This window comes from Paenalkalicoccus suaedae, from assembly GCF_006965545.2.
GTDB lineage: Bacteria > Bacillota > Bacilli > Bacillales > Salisediminibacteriaceae > Paenalkalicoccus > Paenalkalicoccus suaedae.
Genome location: NZ_CP041372.2, coordinates 1933334 through 1950905 on the forward strand (window position 1 = coordinate 1933334; position 17572 = coordinate 1950905).

Annotated in this window: 16 protein-coding genes; 1 reads left to right on the plus strand and 15 read right to left on the minus strand. The window is 42.9% G+C overall.

What is annotated here, in order from left to right:
• From FLK61_RS10290 to yneA, 10 genes are all read right to left on the minus strand, one after another.
• Complete coding sequence (locus FLK61_RS10290) at positions 1 to 297, minus strand: metal-sensitive transcriptional regulator (protein ID WP_176009376.1); 297 nt, start codon at positions 295 to 297, stop codon at positions 1 to 3.
• 102 nt (positions 298 to 399) lie between these two features.
• Entirely contained in the window at positions 400 to 2193 is a 1794-nt protein-coding gene (locus FLK61_RS10295; RefSeq protein WP_176009377.1) for an ABC transporter ATP-binding protein, read from the minus strand.
• Positions 2193 to 3941: an ABC transporter transmembrane domain-containing protein gene (locus tag FLK61_RS10300; protein WP_176011207.1), complete on the minus strand. Its 1749-nt coding sequence runs from the start codon at positions 3939 to 3941 to the stop codon at positions 2193 to 2195. Before FLK61_RS10300 ends, FLK61_RS10295 begins: the two co-directional genes overlap by 1 nt.
• A 6-nt stretch (positions 3942 to 3947) precedes the next feature.
• Positions 3948 to 5024, minus strand: coding sequence for a tRNA 2-selenouridine(34) synthase MnmH (gene mnmH, locus FLK61_RS10305; protein ID WP_176009378.1), 1077 nt, complete (start codon positions 5022 to 5024; stop codon positions 3948 to 3950).
• A gap of 216 nt (positions 5025 to 5240) precedes the next feature.
• A complete protein-coding gene (locus tag FLK61_RS10310; protein WP_176009379.1) occupies positions 5241 to 5462 on the minus strand; it encodes a YneF family protein in 222 nt (73 codons plus the stop codon).
• A gap of 84 nt (positions 5463 to 5546) precedes the next feature.
• Positions 5547 to 5984, minus strand: a complete 438-nt coding sequence (gene sirA / locus FLK61_RS10315) for a sporulation inhibitor of replication protein SirA (RefSeq protein WP_176009380.1) — start codon at positions 5982 to 5984, stop codon at positions 5547 to 5549.
• Between the two features lie 1075 nt (positions 5985 to 7059).
• The gene (gene tkt / locus FLK61_RS10320) at positions 7060 to 9060 is read right to left on the minus strand and encodes a transketolase (RefSeq protein WP_176009381.1); all 2001 of its coding nucleotides are present in this window, start codon (positions 9058 to 9060) and stop codon (positions 7060 to 7062) included.
• A gap of 251 nt (positions 9061 to 9311) precedes the next feature.
• The gene (locus FLK61_RS10325) at positions 9312 to 9545 is read right to left on the minus strand and encodes a DUF896 domain-containing protein (protein WP_176009382.1); all 234 of its coding nucleotides are present in this window, start codon (positions 9543 to 9545) and stop codon (positions 9312 to 9314) included.
• 67 nt (positions 9546 to 9612) lie between these two features.
• A complete protein-coding gene (locus FLK61_RS10330; RefSeq protein WP_176009383.1) occupies positions 9613 to 10269 on the minus strand; it encodes a YneB family resolvase-like protein in 657 nt (218 codons plus the stop codon).
• Positions 10266 to 10565: a cell division suppressor protein YneA gene (gene yneA / locus FLK61_RS10335; protein ID WP_176009384.1), complete on the minus strand. Its 300-nt coding sequence runs from the start codon at positions 10563 to 10565 to the stop codon at positions 10266 to 10268. The genes FLK61_RS10330 and yneA overlap by 4 nt, the downstream gene beginning before the upstream one ends.
• Before the next feature lie 216 nt (positions 10566 to 10781).
• Between yneA and lexA the strand changes: the two genes are divergently transcribed.
• Positions 10782 to 11399, plus strand: coding sequence for a transcriptional repressor LexA (gene lexA, locus FLK61_RS10340; protein ID WP_176009385.1), 618 nt, complete (start codon positions 10782 to 10784; stop codon positions 11397 to 11399).
• 44 nt (positions 11400 to 11443) lie between these two features.
• Here lexA and FLK61_RS10345 read toward each other — a convergent pair whose 3' ends face one another.
• The 5 genes from FLK61_RS10345 to FLK61_RS10365 all read right to left on the minus strand — a co-directional run bounded on the left by FLK61_RS10345 (position 11444) and on the right by FLK61_RS10365 (position 17510).
• Positions 11444 to 12148 carry a hypothetical protein gene (locus FLK61_RS10345; RefSeq protein ID WP_176009386.1) on the minus strand — a complete coding sequence of 235 codons (705 nt, stop codon included), beginning with the start codon at positions 12146 to 12148 and terminating at the stop codon, positions 11444 to 11446.
• A gap of 308 nt (positions 12149 to 12456) precedes the next feature.
• The gene (gene glnA, locus FLK61_RS10350; RefSeq protein ID WP_176009387.1) at positions 12457 to 13794 is read right to left on the minus strand and encodes a type I glutamate--ammonia ligase; all 1338 of its coding nucleotides are present in this window, start codon (positions 13792 to 13794) and stop codon (positions 12457 to 12459) included.
• Between the two features lie 275 nt (positions 13795 to 14069).
• Positions 14070 to 15311, minus strand: a complete 1242-nt coding sequence (locus tag FLK61_RS10355; RefSeq protein ID WP_176009388.1) for a methionine gamma-lyase family protein — start codon at positions 15309 to 15311, stop codon at positions 14070 to 14072.
• A 23-nt stretch (positions 15312 to 15334) separates the two neighbouring features.
• Entirely contained in the window at positions 15335 to 16615 is a 1281-nt protein-coding gene (gene hflX / locus FLK61_RS10360) for a GTPase HflX (protein WP_176011208.1), read from the minus strand.
• Positions 16587 to 17510: an AAA family ATPase gene (locus tag FLK61_RS10365; protein WP_176009389.1), complete on the minus strand. Its 924-nt coding sequence runs from the start codon at positions 17508 to 17510 to the stop codon at positions 16587 to 16589. The genes hflX and FLK61_RS10365 overlap by 29 nt, the downstream gene beginning before the upstream one ends.
• Positions 17511 to 17572 lie beyond the last annotated feature (62 nt).

Here is a 17572-nt window from a genome sequence, read left to right on the forward strand (position 1 = left end):
TTACTTTGCGTATTGATGAATAATTGTCATGAGTTCTTCTACCACTTTTTCGTCATTTCCTTTCTCCATAGCATGCATCATGCAGCCTTTCGTATGCTCTTCGACTACTTCAAGTCCTACTTTTTTTAGCCCTGCTTCTGCAGCACGGAGCTGAACAAGGACGTCCATACAGTAGCGATCATCTATCACCATTTGCTGAATGCCTCGTATTTGCCCTTCGACTCGCTTTAAGCGTCTTAGTAAGGCTGCTTTCTCTTCTTCTGAACGCGGATGCACTTTATGTTCGGTATCTTTCATACGTATCACCTCTTGTTACTACCATACCCCCGTATGGTATAAATATCAACCTATTTGTTTTAAAAAAGCCCTAAAAGCTAGGTAGCATTTAGGGCTCTTTATTTACATCGATGTCTCTGCTAATGACTCCTTGCCTTTTTGTAACCGGTACATTTTTTCATACAGGCCTTGCTTTCGTAATAAGGACTCATGCGTTCCTTCTTCGGCAATTTTTCCTTTGTGAAGCACGATAATATGATTTGCATGCTTAATAGTCGAGAGACGATGAGCAATGGCGATCGTCGTACGACCTGCTGCCATGCGTGTAAGTGCCAGCTGAATATCCTGCTCTGTTTCGGTATCAATCGATGCAGTTGCCTCATCTAAAATAAGGATTCGTGGATCTCTTACTACCGTTCTAGCAAAGGAGATAAGCTGTCTTTCTCCTGAAGATAGCGTGGAACCGCGCTCTAATACTGGCTCTTTATAGCCATTATCTAACTTTCCAATAAACGTAGATGCTCGCACAAATTCTGCAGCGTGCCTCACGTCTTCATCCGTAAGTTGCTCATCATAAAGTCTAATGTTAGACGCTATATCTCCAACAAATAAGAACGGATCCTGCAACACTAAACCAAGCTTTTTACGAAGCTCCGCGTCCGAATAGGAAGCGAGAGGGTGCCCGTCAATCATTATATTTCCCTCTTTATGAGGATAAAAACGCATGAGCGCATTAATAATCGAGCTTTTTCCACTCCCTGTGTGACCAACAATAGCAAGCGTTTCTCCTTGATTCACCTTAAAAGATACGTTGGAGAGAATCGGCTCCACACCATCATACGAAAAGCTGACGTTACGAAACTCAATATCTCCACGCGTAATCTCTTGAGCCTGTTGCTCACTCTGCTTCGGTGCAGGCTCATCGTGGTCCATCAGTCTAAATACACGCCCCGCTGATATCATGGCCTGCTGAAACATGGAAAGACGTTGCATCATTTGATTGACTGGCTCAAAGAATCGGTCTAAATAGTTTACAAATGCGTAAATGACACCAATTTCAACTGGTCCAGTAAATGATGCGATTCCAAAATAGCTCAGTACAATGACGAGCGCGATAATCGAAATGAGATCAATCGCTGGTCTAAGTAAGAGACCATCTAGTTGCATACTCTTAAACCAAGCTTTATTGTGCTGTTGGTTAATGTCTTTAAATTCCTCGTTCATTCGTTTTTCTTGCCTAAACATTTGGACGATAGACATGCCTTGAATCGTCTCGTTGACTCGCGCGTTTAGCTGAGATAATCGTTCGCTCATATTAGCGTAGTAAACGGAGCTATATTTACGATAAAGTTGCATGACGAGTAAGATTATCGGTAAGATGAATAAGCAAAATAGTGCTAGTTGCGCGTTTAAATAAAACATCGCGATAAAGATACCAATTAAGAAAACAATATTTTGGATAAAGGTTGCGAGTACGGTGACGTAAAGCTCTTTAATTTGCTCCGTGTCGTTTGTAATTCGCGAAATTAAGCCGCCCGTCGGAAAGCGATCAAAAAACGATAGTCCTAGTTTCTCTACTTGAGTAAAAACGTCCACTCGTACTTGTTGAATAATAGCGAGTGCGATTTTTTGAAATAAATAAAGCTGAATATAGTTAACCCCGGCCGACCCTATGTGAAGAAATAAATACAGTCCACCTAGAATCGCAAGAGGCGTCACGTCTAAATTTTGCACGGTTAAGTAATCATCAATAAAAATCTGCACAAGAATTGGCCCGATTAACTGGCCGGATGTACCTGCGATTAATAAGAGCATCGCAATAGTGAGTAGCTTCCAGTGCGCCTTTGCGTATCCCATTAATCGCTTAAATACCTGCTTTTGTGGGAGTGGTTTAGCTAAATAGTCATGATCCTTCATCACGCATCGCCCCCTCTCATCACAGCCGATTCTAGTTGCTGGGACTGATACATAGCTCTATACCATGTGTCCTTCTGCATGAGCTCCTCATGAGTCCCTTCTTCTGACACCGCACCATCATGTAAGACAAGAATAAGATCCGCGTGCTCGATCGCACTCAAACGGTGTGTCGTGATAATCGTTGTTTTGCCTGACCTTAGTCCCCTTAGTTCAGAAAGGATGGCTTCCTCCGTTTTAGCATCTACAGCTGATAACGAATCATCCAGAATTAAGATAGAAGGATCGCTTAGCAGGGCTCGTGCTATTGATAATCGTTGTTTTTGTCCTCCTGATAGCGTTACGCCACGCTCTCCAACAATCGTCTCATAGCCGTCCTTAAACGTCGCGATATCCTCATGGATCCGCGCGCTCTTCGCTGCTCGGATGATTTCTTCATAGCTTGCATCAGGCTTTGCAAAGGCGATATTATCAGCAATCGTAGCAGAAAATAAAAAGTGATCCTGTGGCACATAGGCAATAGACTGCCTTAAACGATCTAGCGAATAGTTTTTAATCGATTCGCCCCCTATAAACACATCTCCTACTGTAATATCAAAATCACGCATTAAAGACTTAATTAAGATTGATTTACCAGACCCTGTTTTACCAGCGAGACCAAGTGTTTGACCTTCTTTGACGTGAGCATGAATGTTTTTAAGTAACTCGCTTCCTCCGTACGTTAGGTGGTCAATACGGAAGGTAAGATCAAAACGTTCCATAGAGGTAACTGCGTAAGTCGATTCCGTTATCTCATTCTTTTCCTCAAAAAGAAGTCGAATGCGATCATAGGAAGCCCGACCGCGCTCCACGATATTAAATAGCCATCCAAAGGCTAGCATTGGCCAAATAAGTAGACCTAAATAGACGGTAAAGCTCGTTAGCTGTCCGATTGTGAGGGCTCCATTAATCACGTAACCCGCGCCAAACACGATCGAGAGGAAGAAAGAAATACCAACGATGAGTGAGATGGTCGGATCAAACAGCGCATCTACTTTGGCAACACGCATGTTTTTGGCAACGACATCCTCTGATTGCTCCTTGAACGCCTCAATCTCCTTCTCTTCATAACCAAATGCCTTAACGACTCGAATACCTGACATACTCTCTTGTACTTTGTCATTTAGAGAGGAGAAAGCGGCTTGTGCAACACCAAACCGTTTGTGAAGCATGGATCCATATTTACTCGTAGCAAATGCCATAATCGGCATCGGAATGAGTGCAATGAGCGTGAGTTCCCAACTGATCGTTGCAGCCATCGTAATTATAACGAGTCCACCCATCGTGAGGGAGTCAACTAAGGTTAGTACTCCAGCTCCAGCTGTTTGCTCCACAGCACGAATATCGTTCGTAGCGTGGGCCATTAAATCCCCAGTGCGTCTTCGTTGGAAAAAGGACGAAGGCATGGATGTGAAGTGATGATATAAATTATTACGTAGAAGCCTTGCAAGCTTTATCGATGAACCAAAAATTAAAATTCGCCATATGTAACGAAGAACGTACGAGGCAATCCCGATAAAGAGTAGAATGCCCATAAACCGCATGAGCATGGATTCGGTTAACGTATTTGTTGCGATAGCATCAATAATAATACCGATTATGTACGGTGGCACAAGTGTAAGGAGCGAGACGAGAAAAAGAATCCCGACACCGCCCCCATAGCTCCACTTTTCTTGTTTAAAATACCAAAATAAATCTTTAAATACTTTCAGCTTCCTCTACCCCTTTATAAATGCGTGATAGGCTTCATCAATTTCTTTTTTTAACGCAGGTAAGATTTCTTCCTCTTTATGAGCGACAAAAGAAAGATCTTTCTTTTTCTCCATGTCTACATAGCGGTGCTGCTTATACGTATACATCGGATCATAGTAGTCTTCTAGGAGAATACGTGTTAACGTCGCATAATCCTTTTGTTCAAGCGCATGCTGAGCTTCCTGTTTCACATCATCTGCTAAACGCTTTGTAATTTTTGAGAGCGCCTCTGCTACACTATCATGGTGCACCTCGGGCTGATACTCCTCGACCAAATAAGAGACGCGTCTCTCTATTCGATCATCGATCTCAATAAACACACCGTTCTCTTTTACATCTTGCAACCACTCTGGGAGGACGACCTTTCCAATGCGCTTACTTTCTGCTTCAATTAAGACATACTCCTTGTTTTCAAGACGCTGAAGAGCTTGTACAAGCAAGAATTCAAACTCTTTTTGCGATCGTTGCTCAAGTCCGATGTGACCAAACACAGATCCACGGTGACCCGCTAATCCTTCTAAATCAAGCACTGGGTAGCCTTCACGCTCCAACTCGTGTAACCAAACCGTTTTTCTTGTACCCGTATTACCTCCGAGAACGATTGCCTGCATCGGTGTTTGTGCGAATCGGTCGAGTTCTTCTCGGATATAGCTTCGAACGCTTCGCATACCCCCGATAAGCTTTTTGGCAGGTAAATCTAGTGCACTCATCATTGACACGAAGGATCCGCTTCGCATACCGCCTCTCGCACATGTCACCACAATATCTTTATCTCGAGCTCCGTCATGGATCTCTAGCCACTGCTCATAAAAGGTCGGCAGCTTTTGAGAAAAAATTCGCATACCCTCGCGCTTCGCCTCTTCAGGACTAACTTGCTTATACATGGTCCCAATCATTTTTCGTTCCTCATCATCAAATAGCGGAATATTCACGCTACCGGGAAGATGAAACTCCGCAAATTCAGATGGAGAGCGAACATCAATCACAATCGCCTCATCTTTTACAAGATCAGGCAAACTAATCTGTGGCATTCCATTATCCAATCTATTCACCTCTATCTACCTAATAGTACCCTTCTCTAGTATACAGGAATTGTCTTTTAAGCAAATGAGAAAAGCTATACGTTTAATGAATTTGTTTGAATGAAGCTTCACTGAAAGCTATGGAGAACACAAAAACCACCTCTCTGCTTGTGGCAAAAAAGTGGTTCTCATAACTATTAACAAACGATAGCTCTATCTTTATATGCGTGAGGACGCTTACTTATCTTGCTGTCCCTGCATTGCTTTCATCATTTGATTAATTTTCTTTTGTGATGGGTTCATACCCATTTGCATCATCATTACGCGTAACATTTTTTCGTTAATAGGCGGATTCTTTTTCATGTAATTCATCATGTACTTTCGAGCAATGAAAAACCCGAGAGCGATTCCGGCTAATAAAGCGACGACGATAAGTAGTATAGCTAGCCATAAATGCATCGCCTTGACCCTCCTTTTTATGTAACTTGCACCCCTACAATTATACACGAAGGTGACCAAGCTGAAAAGGTCGGGATAAAAATATTATATGACTTTCTGTTTGACCACTTCTCGGGAGACCCAGCCGTACCTTCCCTGTCCAAACTCAATCGCTAAAAACGTTTGCTCGAAGCTCGCTAGTAGATCAAAAATATGTAGTTCATGATCTAACGAGCCTGTTGCTTGTACCTTCATCGAATCCGGTCCAACATAAACAGTTACTTCCCCGTGTGTAAACGAGAGACGGTGTAAGAATGCGTGATGTGAATAGCCTTCTTTAGTTACTAAGTGAGAATATAAGTATTCATCCAATGCTTGCTGATCAAACGGTTTTCGAATGTATTCTATTTGTTTCGTCGTAATTAGTTTTAACGTCCCGTGCGCTAATCGATTTTCACAAAAGAGCTGATAAAGCTTGTTTTCCATTCGGTAGTAACGTTTTGCGACACTTGCAGAAAGCAACGAAATCTCATACTCTCGCATTCCCATCCCCCTTACTCTCATTCTCTCTGTCTCTATATTATACAGTATATTCAGAAAAATATTGTCAAAATTTGTGTAGATCCTCTTCGATTCTAGAAAAACATTTCGACGAATTTTGCCAGAGGAAGCGAGTTTCTGGTGAGATCTTGATAAGGATGTGATGCTTGGATGAGCCTGATTTTAATTAATATAAGGCTTGTTTAGATCAATGTATTAGTAGAAAAGTTGATAGGGTGGGATGTTTTTGCGTGGTGGAGCCTTCTTTTACCTCGTATCTTCATCAGCATGTGCATTTCTGCGGTTAGGTTGCGTGGTTTTTTATCTTGCGCAGTTCTGGTCTCAACTTGCGCGGTTTTCGTTAACTTACGCAGTTGGTCCTTACTTTCGCGCGGTTAACCCTAAATTTCACGCAATTCCTCTTTGAACTTGCGCAATTCTGGCCTTAACTTGCGCGATTTTCGTTAACTTACGCAATCAGGTCTTATTTTCACGCAGTTGAACCTGATTTTTACGCAGTTCCTCTTTAGATTTGCGCAATTCTGGCCTCAACTTGCGCGGTTTACTTTAACTTACGCAATCGGACCTTACTTTCACGCGGTTGACCCTAAATTCCACGCAGTATCTCTTTAAACGTGCGCAATTTGGGCCTTAACTTGCGCGATTTTCGTTAACTTACGCAATCAGGTCTTATTTTCACGCAGTTTAACCTGATTTTCACGCAGTTCCTCTTTGAACTTGCGCAATTCTGGCCTCAACTTGCGCGGTTTTCGTTAACTTACGCAATCAGGTCTTATTTTCACGCAGTTGAACCTGATTTTTACGCAGTTCCTCTTTAGATTTGCGCAATTCTGGCCTCAACTTGCGCGGTTTTCGTTAACTTACGCAGTTGGTCCTTACTTTCACGCGATTGAACCTGTTTTTCACGCAGTTCCCCTTCAAACATACGCATTCAAGTACTTAACTTGCGCGATTTTTTACTTACAAAGCAGTCAAACACATATAAGTACTATCCCTCCCACAACATAAAAAGCTGGGACAAAATAATTGCTTTTGTCCCAGCTCCTATTACACTATTTTACTTTTGGAGTAACTGCTTGAACTGGCTTACCACGTTCTCTACTGTAAAGCCATATTCCTCCATGATCTTTTCACCAGGAGCAGAAGCACCGAATGTATCGATACCTAAAACGGATCCTTCGTCTCCAACGTATTTATGCCAGCCCAAAGTAGCGCCAACTTCAATACCAAGACGAGCTTTCACGTTCTTAGGAATAACGCTTTCTTTGTATGCAGCAGATTGCTTCTCGAAGCGATCCCAGCTTGGCATACTTACAACAGACACGTGAATGCCTTCTTTTTCAAGAGCTTGTTGTGCGTCAACTGCTAAAGATACTTCAGAACCAGAAGCAAGTAGTAGACCATCTACTTCTGATTGAGTAGCTGCAGAAACGACGTAAGCACCTTGCTTCACACCCTCGTAGCCATTCTCCGCTGTTGTTTCTAGAGTAGGGAGATTTTGACGAGTTAATACAAGTGCTGTAGGCTGATCCTTCGTCTCAAGCGCTAGCTTCCACGCTGCAGCTGTTTCGTTGCCATCAGCTGGACGAATGACAGACATGTTAGGAATCGCACGAATCGCCGCTAATTGCTCAACTGGCTCGTGAGTTGGGCCATCTTCACCAACTGCGATGCTATCATGAGTGAACACATACGTCACAGGGATACCCATTAGAGCGGATAGTCGCATAGCTGGACGTAGGTAGTCAGAGAATACAAAGAATGTTGCTACATAAGGCTTCACGCCGCCGTGAAGGGCCATACCGTTACCTGCAGCAGCCATTGCGAATTCACGCACGCCAAACCAGATATTGCGTCCTGCATAATTATCACGGGAGAAGTTCTCTTCGCCTTTTAAGTTTGTTTTATTCGATGACGCAAGGTCAGCAGATCCACCAAATACGCTTGGCACTTGCTTCGCTAATGCGTTTAATACTTCTCCACCTGAAGCGCGGGATGCTAATGAGCTTCCTGCTTCGTAAACTGGTACTTCAGAATCGTAGCCCTCAGGAAGATCACCTTTAATTGCTGTCTCAAGCTGAGCCGCAAGCTCTGGGTAAGCAGCCTTGTATGCTTCAAATGCTTGATTCCAAGCTTGCTCCTTGTTAGCGCCTTCTTCTGCAAGCTCTTTATAGTGAGCACGTACCTCATCTGATACGTAAAAATCTTCTTCATATACCCACTTATACGCTTCTTTTGTAAGTAGCGTTTCTTCTTTCCCTAGTGGTGCACCGTGTGAAGCTGACTTACCACTTCTGTTAGGAGAACCGTAACCAATAACTGTTTTTACTTCAATTAATGTTGGACGGTCATCTGTTTTAGCATCTGCAATCGCTTTATTAATCGCGTCTAAGTCGTTGCCGTCTTCTACACGAATAACCTGCCAGCCGTATGCTTCAAAACGCTTTTCTACGCTTTCAGAAAACGATTCGTGAAGGTCTCCATCAAGAGAGATATCATTTGAATCATAAAGTACAACTAGCTTTCCTAACTTTAAATGACCTGCTAGTGATGCCGCTTCTGCAGATACACCTTCCATTAGATCGCCATCTCCACAAATGCTGTATGTGTAATGGTCAATAATGTCGTGATCCTCACGGTTATATGTAGCAGCTAAATGACGCTCCGCCATCGCAAAACCAACTGACATCGCTACACCTTGCCCAAGTGGTCCTGTTGTAGCTTCTACTCCAGGAGTATGACCAAACTCAGGGTGACCAGGAGTCTTACTGCCCCACTGTCTAAAGTTTTTTAGGTCGTCAAGAGATAGGTCATAGCCATGCAGGTGTAAAAGGCTATATAAAAGCATGGATCCGTGACCAGCTGAGAGAATGAATCGGTCTCTGTTAAACCACTCTGGATTATGTGGATTATGATTCATGTGGTCAGCGAATAATTTATACGCCATAGGTGCAGCACCCATCGGCATTCCCGGATGTCCGGAGTTCGCTTTATCAATTGCATCGATAGATAGTGTTCGAATTGTACTAATTGCCTGTTGATCAATCGCATTTGTCATACAATAAAAACCTCTTTTCTTCTAAGTAGTATTCACAACGCCTAGTACAATGATATACCTTCTCTTTTCGTTAGACAACCTTAGGCGCTAAATTATCGTAATTCAAGTAAAAGAAGCAATCAAACTGGTATTCTATAGGCTTTTTAAGGAAAATGATGGGGAATTTTGTGCTGAAGGTAGGTTCATATATTTAATTGAGATAAATTCTACATACAAAAAAGGACACTATCTTTAGACAGTGTCCGTGCACCTTAGTGCATCAAGCGAGAATTTTTCTCTTCTTTTAACTTAGATGGTGTGACATCGTTCCCATCTTCATCCACCACTTTCACAGAAGAAAGCTGGTTGCGGAAAGAACTACGTACATTTTTTAAATATTCTTGGCGAAGCTCTTTTTGTTCCTTCTGTTCTTTTAACGACAAGCCTTCCGACTTTGCTTTGTTTGCAAGCGCATTGATGCGCGCTAATTTATCTTGACTAATCACAATGAATTCCTCCAGTAAAGAATATGCTTTGTCAATGATAGTAAAAATATCGCCCAGTTGCAAGTATCTAGGCTTGTCCTTCTAAATCGTCTTGATATTCTTGATAACGGCGATGCACAGTAGCTTTTGAAGCCTGAAAGCCTAACCCGCGAAGCATTGCTGCAATTTCATGGAAAGTCATGCCATTTTGCCTTAAACGAACGATTTCTTCAAGGGGGACTTCATTTCTCTTTCTGCCACCATCATTCGATCCAGTACGCTTTAAGTTTTTAGCTGGGTTATACCCCTTTGCTACGGCCTTCTTCATTCCTCGTCTAATCTTTGCATTTTGTAATTTCCGCTGATATTCTTCTACAATTGCCACAATATCAAGCACCATCGAATCCGTCTCGGATAGCTGTAGTTCACCTGAATCCTGCAAAGAATAAATGTGACAGCCGAGTTTTTTAAATTCATGGATTAACGCAATTCGTGCATTTCCTCGGCCTAAACGCGTCTCATCTTGAACTAAAATAACATCTACTTGTCTACTTTTTACTGTTTCAAGCACTTGTAAAATCCCGTTGCGATCACTTTCGTAACCACTCTCTGACTCTTCTATTACTTCCACGATATCGATATTCCAAGCTGATGCCGCGGCTTTTAATTCTTCTACTTGACGAGTAAGGGAAGATTTTTGTGTCTCTTTAGATGTGCTCACTCTCGCGTAAATAATTCCTATCAATCAGAAGCAACTCCATTCAATGAAACTGGGACATGAATTTTTTGACCTGGTACGATTGTTTCGTTATCAAGTCCATTCTCATGCTTCATCCAGTTTATCGTTTCTTCTATCGGTAAGTCTACCGTTGCTGTTCGTGCTATTGTCCAAAGAGAGTCTCCTTCAGAAACAACTCGTTCTTCAGCTGGGTAAAATGGCACGTCATTTGAATCAGAAGAAAAGAAAGTAAAGGCAAAGAAACCGACCGCTATCACGATTAAAAAGATGGAACCATCTACATACTGACGAATTGTTTTCACGGAAAATCACTCCTGTTAGAATATTTGTTCTCGGAATACCTGTTCGTATATGATTGTACTAAGAACGATTGTTCGTGTCAACAAGAAATATAGAACGAACGTTTGCGCAACCTGTGTTCTCATGGTATAATATACCTTGTAAGGCTACTGATTTTACAACGTATGTGCTAGCACATGTTGATAGAACGAAACTACTACGAAAACGGGGTGTTATGATTGACTAAGCTTTCAGCACGACAACAGTCTATTTTAGATTTCATTCGGAACGAAGTGCGAGCGAAAGGGTATCCACCTTCCGTTAGAGAAATTGGAGAAGCAGTAGGTCTCGCTTCAAGCTCTACCGTTCATGGTCACTTAGCTAGATTAGAGAAAAAAGGATATATTCGCCGCGACCCTACAAAGCCACGCGCAATCGAAGTAACAAATACGGAAGGGGACAACTTCAACGAAGCTCCTCACATCTCCATTCCGGTAATTGGTAAAGTTACAGCAGGTAACCCGATTACAGCGATCGAGAACGTAGACGAATACTTGCCTTTACCAGCAAGCTTTGTGCACGATGAGCGTTCGTTTATTTTAGAGATCTCTGGAGATTCAATGATTGAGGCAGGTATTTTTGACGGGGACTACGTCGTTGTTAAACAGCAAACCTACGCAGATAATGGAGACATCGTCGTTGCGATGACGGAAGAAAATGAAGCTACAGTAAAGCGTTTCTTCAAAGAAAAAGAGCATTTTCGTTTACAGCCTGAGAATGCGACGCTTGAGCCGATTATTTTAGATTATGTACAAATTTTAGGGAAGGTTATCGGTGTATTCCGTAGCCTCCATTAAAAAAAACACGGAAAGGATATCCCGATGGGCTCCTTTCCGTGTTTTTATTCGTCGTTCTTTTCTTCCGTTTTTTCAACGGGCTTATACGATTTTCTCATGATAACAAAGATCACGGCAGCAAAGGCTAAATAAAAGACGATCCAAAGCGGCCAAAACAACGGCTGATATCCTTGTACGATATTAGACTGATATCCAAGGCTCTCCGGCGAGATATTAGAGTCATTGATGATTTTAACGCCAAGGGATGACGTCATTCTCGTATCAAACGTGATCGTCTCCTCGCGAGATTGACCAAAACGGTTTGCATAGTAAAGTTTCCATTCTTGATCCTCTATGTCTGTCACGTTCGGTGTAAGACGTTTTGCAATAGCAAGCCTTGTTACTCCCGTCTCGTTATTCTGAACGAAAATCAGTCCTAGTGAGCCAGCATAGCGGTTGTCACTATCTGGATCAATTGCTATCACTGCAGGATTCGTCGCATTAATCCCATTTACCTTGACAATAACCTCGGCACGAGCCTCCTCATTAAATGATTCAACAGCCTGTTCTGAAATCGTAATATCAAAATCTCCAAACGTAATTGAATTACCTGGAGAAAGCTCTCTAGTAGATACCTGCTCAAAGTCATACGCCTCGTTCACTTCTACATCTAACTGATATTCCTGAACGATGGAATAAACACTCATGATCGCAACGTATAGGAGTAGGCATGTTAATACGGCGAAAATGAATAATAATTTTCTTCTCATAGTGTTCTCCTTTAAATATTGATTATCTCATATGTAATCCGATTCTCATCATACCATCTCTTTGCCTTAGGAAAAAGCATTGTCTGGCATTTCGGTCGAACCTTCGGCTTTTGATTGCACGTTCTGGCACTTGGTTTGAGCGTCCCGTCTATCTCTTTGCTCCTCCATCCACCCTGTTTGCGCGCATTATAACACCGTATGAACCCATTGCAACAGCACTCGCAAATTTGCCCCTCTAACTCCTCTTCATCCTTCCCAAACAACCAAACAAAAACCCCCAACACCAGTGGTGTCGAGGGTTCTGACTATTAATACGTTTGGATATACTGCTCGCGCTCCCATGGGTGCACCTGCGTACGGAACATGTCCCACTCGATCTCTTTTGCTTCCACGAAGTGTTCTACTGCATGGTTACCAAGAGATGCTTTGATTGTTTCGCTCTTTTGAAGTGCGTCAATCGCATCCTTAAGAGAAGCTGGAAGTGCTTTGATTCCTTCTGCATCGCGCTCTGCTTCATCCATTGCATAGATGTTGCGGTTTGTTTCAGCAGGAGGTGTTAGGTTACGACGGATTCCGTCAAGACCAGCCGCAAGCATTGCCGCCATAGCTAGGTATGGGTTAGCTGCTGGGTCTGGGCTACGTACTTCGATACGTGTGCTTAGGCCACGTGAAGAAGGAATACGAACTAGTGGTGAACGGTTACGCATGGACCATGCAATGTAGCAAGGTGCTTCGTATCCTGGTACTAGACGCTTGTATGAGTTAACCGTTGGGTTTGTGATAGCTGTAAATGCGTCAGCGTGCTCTAAAATTCCGCCTAGGAACTTCATAGCTGTTTCGCTTAGCTGGTTTTCTGTGTTTTCGTCGAAGAATGCGTTCACGCCACCCTCTTTGAATAGAGACATGTTAGCGTGCATTCCGCTTCCGTTAACACCGAATAATGGCTTAGGCATAAACGTTGCGTGAAGACCGTGCTTACGCGCGATTGTCTTAACAACTAGCTTAAACGTTTGAATGTTATCACATGTTGTTACAGCATCCGCGTATTTAAAGTCGATTTCATGCTGCCCTGGAGCAACCTCATGGTGAGATGCTTCAATTTCAAAGCCCATGTCCTCAAGCTCTAATACGATGTCACGGCGACAGTTTTCACCTAGATCTGTAGGAGAAAGGTCAAAGTATCCACCCTTATCGTTTAGCTCTAAAGTTGGTTCGCCATTTTCGTCGTTCTTGAATAGGAAGAATTCTGGCTCAGGTCCGATATTGAAATCAGAGTAGCCCATATCCTTCGCTTCTTTTAATACCTTTTTAAGTACGCCTCGTGGGTCACCTTCGAAAGGTGTTCCATCTGGATTGTAAATGTCGCAGATGAGACGAGCAACTTTACCTTTTTCCGGAGTCCATGGGAAGACTACCCACGTATCAAGATCTGGGTATAGGTACATATCCGATTCTTCAATACGTACGAAACCTTCGATGGAAGATCCGTCGAACATCATCAAGTTGTCTAGTGCTTTTGTTAGCTGATCCACTGGAACTTCTACGTTCTTAATAATCCCTAGTAGGTCCGTAAATTGTAGACGGATAAACTTTACGTTCTCCTCATCCGCCATTCGCTTAATGTCGTCTTTTGTAAAATTACTCATGCAAATAGTCTCCTCCTTCAAAATGTGAGCCAAAATGGCTCTCTTTATCCTGCAACAGTTACAGCCAAATTTCCTGTATACTCTAAACATTCTAACTGCTTTGCTGCGATAGTTGTATCTTAACGAAAGTATGTAGTCATATGTTCATGTTTGTCAGATAATCTGACAGGGAAATTTTCTGACAATGTAAAAGGGGCAGGATATCTCTCCCCTACCCCTTGTGCCAGCTTTTAAACTAACTATGCTTATATTTCTCGTATTTTCTCCAAAAAGCTTTATAATAATCCTTTTTGCTCAAGTTGCATCGTCGCACCTACAACGGCTACTTTAATGTGCTCGAATGTTAATCCACCTTGCACGTAGGCTGTATATGGAGGTCGTATTGGTCCATCTGCAGTAAGTTCAATGCTTGCACCTTGAATAAACGTTCCTGCTGCCATAATCACATCATCCTCGTAGCCCGGCATTGGTGCAGGAGACGGTAATACGTGTGCGTCCACTGGGGAAAAGGATTGGATGGCCTGACAAAAGGCAATCATCGACTCTTTATCCTTAAAGGAGACAGATTGAATTAAATCTGTTCGCTCTGCATCCGCTTTTGGAGACGTCGTCATTCCGAGCGCTTCTAAATATGCGGAAGTAAAGATCGCACCTTTAACAGCCTCATTTACCGTATGAGGCGCGAGAAAGAAGCCTTGGAACATATCGAGTAGTGTGCCTAATGTCGCACCACCCTCTAAACCTATCCCTGGTGCGCTCAATCTCGCGCCACATGCTTCAATGATTTCTTTTGAACCAACTATGTAACCTCCAGCTTTCGCGATGCCACCACCTGGATTTTTAATTAACGAGCCTGCCATGACATCTGCTCCAACGTGTGTTGGCTCTCTCGTCTCCACAAACTCCCCATAGCAGTTATCAACAAATACGAGAACATTCGGATAAGCTTCTTTGATTTCTTTAATACTTTTCTCGATTTTTGAAATCGTTAAAGATGGGCGATCACCGTACCCCTTCGAACGTTGAATACCGATGACCTTTGTCTTTGGTGTAATCGTTTGGATGACCGTTTCAACATCAATCTCCCCATTAACTAAATCAACTTCTCGGTAAGCAATGCCGTAGTCTCTTAAAGATCCATCTCGTTCTGATCCGCGAATGCCAATAACTTCTTCTAGCGTGTCATATGGCTTACCCGTGACATAAAGGAGTTCTTCCTTTGGTCGTAATAAACCAAAGAGTGCGGTTGCAATCGCATGTGTACCAGAAATGAGCTGCGTACGGACGATTGCTTCTTCTGTACCAAATACTCTTGCATAGACGCGCTCAAGCGTCTCTCTTCCAGCATCATCGTAGCCATAGCCAGTTGAAGCTTGAAAATGAAATTCCGAAACACTTTCTTCTCTGAAGGCCGTTAATACGCGACGCTGATTTTCTTCCGCAATTTTACTACGCTTAAAAAAGGGTGTTAACTGTGATTCGTGAATCGTGTCTGCTAATTCTTGTAGGTAACTCATTGGGAGCTGTCTAGATGACAGCTTCACCACCTTTCTGGTTGATCGCTTTTTTCTTGTAAATATTCGAAGTAAATAGAGGAGTCCTTTGCTACAAAGCCACTCAGCTCGTACACTTCTTTTTCTTCATAAAACTTTTGAGACTTTAAGATCGTCTCTGTTTTAAATCGGTGGAGGATATGCCCGTCCTTTGCATGCACCCGAGTAAAGTATGGGGAGAACATGGATGATACCTCTTTTTCGAGACGTTCTAAAAATCGATGACGATCAGCGGGATCTACTGCGCTCATGTAAAAAGCTTGTTTGTTAGCTCCTACGATCGATGGCTTCATTTTATCCTGCTTATTAAAGATAGTAAGCATCGGAATCTCAGAAGCTCCGAGCTCATTAATAAGTTTTAAAACGGATCGTTCATGATTGTCTGCGTCATCATTTGATCCATCAATGACATGGACGAGAAAATCTGCTTCTGTCACCTCTTCAAGCGTAGAGCGAAAGGCTGCAATGAGCGTCGTTGGTAGTTGCTGAATAAATCCAACGGTGTCTGTTAATAGCACAGAGAAGCCTGAAGGGAGAGCAATTTGCTTCGTTGTTGGGTCTAGCGTTGCAAACAGTTGATCTTCCTCTAGCGTATTTGCATCTGTTAGTCGGTTTAATAGCGTTGATTTACCTGCATTCGTGTACCCGACAATCGCCACTTGGAACGCCTGATTCTTTTTACGACGCTCTCGATATTGAACGCGATGCTTCGCTACTTGTTCGAGCTGTCGTTTAATTTCCGTCATGCGGCTTCGAATGTGACGTTGATCCGTTTCCAGCTTTGTCTCACCAGGTCCTCTTGTTCCTATTCCTCCACCTAGACGTGATAAACTGACACCTTGTCCACGTAATCTAGGTAACGTATAGGATAGTTGTGCAAGCTCTACCTGTAAAATACCTTCTCTTGATTTTGCTCGTTGTGCAAATATATCTAAGATAAGTTGCGTACGATCTAATACAGCAACGTCTAATGCATTTGAGATATTACGAAGCTGAGAGGGACTTAGCTCATCATTAAAAATAACAAGTGAGGCATCCGTTTCTTCGATTGCTAAAGAAAGCTCCTCAAGCTTCCCTTTACCTATATAAGTAGCTGTTTTAGGTTGATTGAGCGCCTGTGTAACTGTGAGAACGACTTCACCACCAGCTGTTTTAGTAAGAGCTTTTAGCTCCTCCACGCGATAGGCAAAGTCCTCCTCCGTTACCTGTTGACGCATGACGCCAACTAAGATGACGCGCTCATGAGTGCGTTCGGTTACGTTGTCGATAATAATCTTGCTCCCTTCTACTTTTAAACTCCATGTCTGCGAATGCACGCCTCATATCTTGAGGGAGGATACGTGTTAAATCCCTCGTTGTCCGATTTTCTTCTCGAAGCAACCTGACAGATTGAGCGCGCACGACATGATCAAACAGCGATCTGATAAATCGCCCGTTTGGTATCGAATTATCTTTTGAATGCAGAATAGCTAACTCTCTCATAAAGACACTTTCTATATTTTCGCCCACTAAAGAGGCTTGGTCAAGTCGTGACATAAATATCTGATAAAGCTCCTTGTTTGTAAAGTCATCGAAGGGAATGATCTCTCCGATCCGAGACGTGAGCCCAGCGTTTGTTTGCAGAAGCTGCCCCATCTCAACTGGGTAGCCAGCTAAAATAACAATTAACTCATCCTTGTAATCCTCCATTAGCTTTACTAACGTATCGACAGCCTCGCGCCCAAAATCCTTCTCTCCGCCTCTTGAGAGAGCATAGGCTTCATCAATAAATAAAATGCCACCTAGTGCTTGAGTGACGCACTGCTTCATTCTTTGCGCAGTGTGACCAACGTACTCCCCGACTAGATCTGACCTGGAGACTTCTATAAGCTTATTCTCTTTTATATACCCAATTTTGTAGAAAATAGTAGCAAGCTCCCGAGCGACTGAGGTCTTCCCCGTCCCCGGATTTCCAATAAACATCATGTGGCGAGCCTTCGTCAAAGCCGGTAGCTTTGCATTTGTTCGCTCTTTATCTATTTGAAGCGATGCATATAAGCGCTCAAGATATCGTTTCATATCAGCTAGACCTACAAACGTTGCTAATGAAGCAAGCTCCTTACTTACCTGCTTCTCTTTTTCGATCGTAAAGGATATACGTCCTTTCAGTCGCTCTTTAGCCATACTCTCGCCTCCTCCCTACACGATACGTGATAGGGACCTAGATGTGCATGAGAGGGTAAAAA

Bases quoted from the DNA above. Each gene is read 5' to 3' on its own strand.
- FLK61_RS10290 (WP_176009376.1), bottom strand. From the start codon at position 297: ATGAAAGATACCGAACATAAAGTGCATCCGCGTTCAGAAGAAGAGAAA.
- FLK61_RS10295 (WP_176009377.1), bottom strand. From the start codon at position 2,193: ATGAAGGATCATGACTATTTAGCTAAACCACTCCCACAAAAGCAGGTA.
- FLK61_RS10310 (WP_176009379.1), bottom strand. From the start codon at position 5,462: ATGCATTTATGGCTAGCTATACTACTTATCGTCGTCGCTTTATTAGCC.
- sirA (WP_176009380.1), bottom strand. From the start codon at position 5,984: ATGCGAGAGTATGAGATTTCGTTGCTTTCTGCAAGTGTCGCAAAACGT.
- tkt (WP_176009381.1), bottom strand. From the start codon at position 9,060: ATGACAAATGCGATTGATCAACAGGCAATTAGTACAATTCGAACACTA.
- FLK61_RS10345 (WP_176009386.1), bottom strand. From the start codon at position 12,148: ATGAGAAGAAAATTATTATTCATTTTCGCCGTATTAACATGCCTACTC.
- glnA (WP_176009387.1), bottom strand. From the start codon at position 13,794: ATGAGTAATTTTACAAAAGACGACATTAAGCGAATGGCGGATGAGGAG.
- FLK61_RS10355 (WP_176009388.1), bottom strand. From the start codon at position 15,311: ATGAGTTACCTACAAGAATTAGCAGACACGATTCACGAATCACAGTTA.
- FLK61_RS10365 (WP_176009389.1), bottom strand. From the start codon at position 17,510: ATGGCTAAAGAGCGACTGAAAGGACGTATATCCTTTACGATCGAAAAA.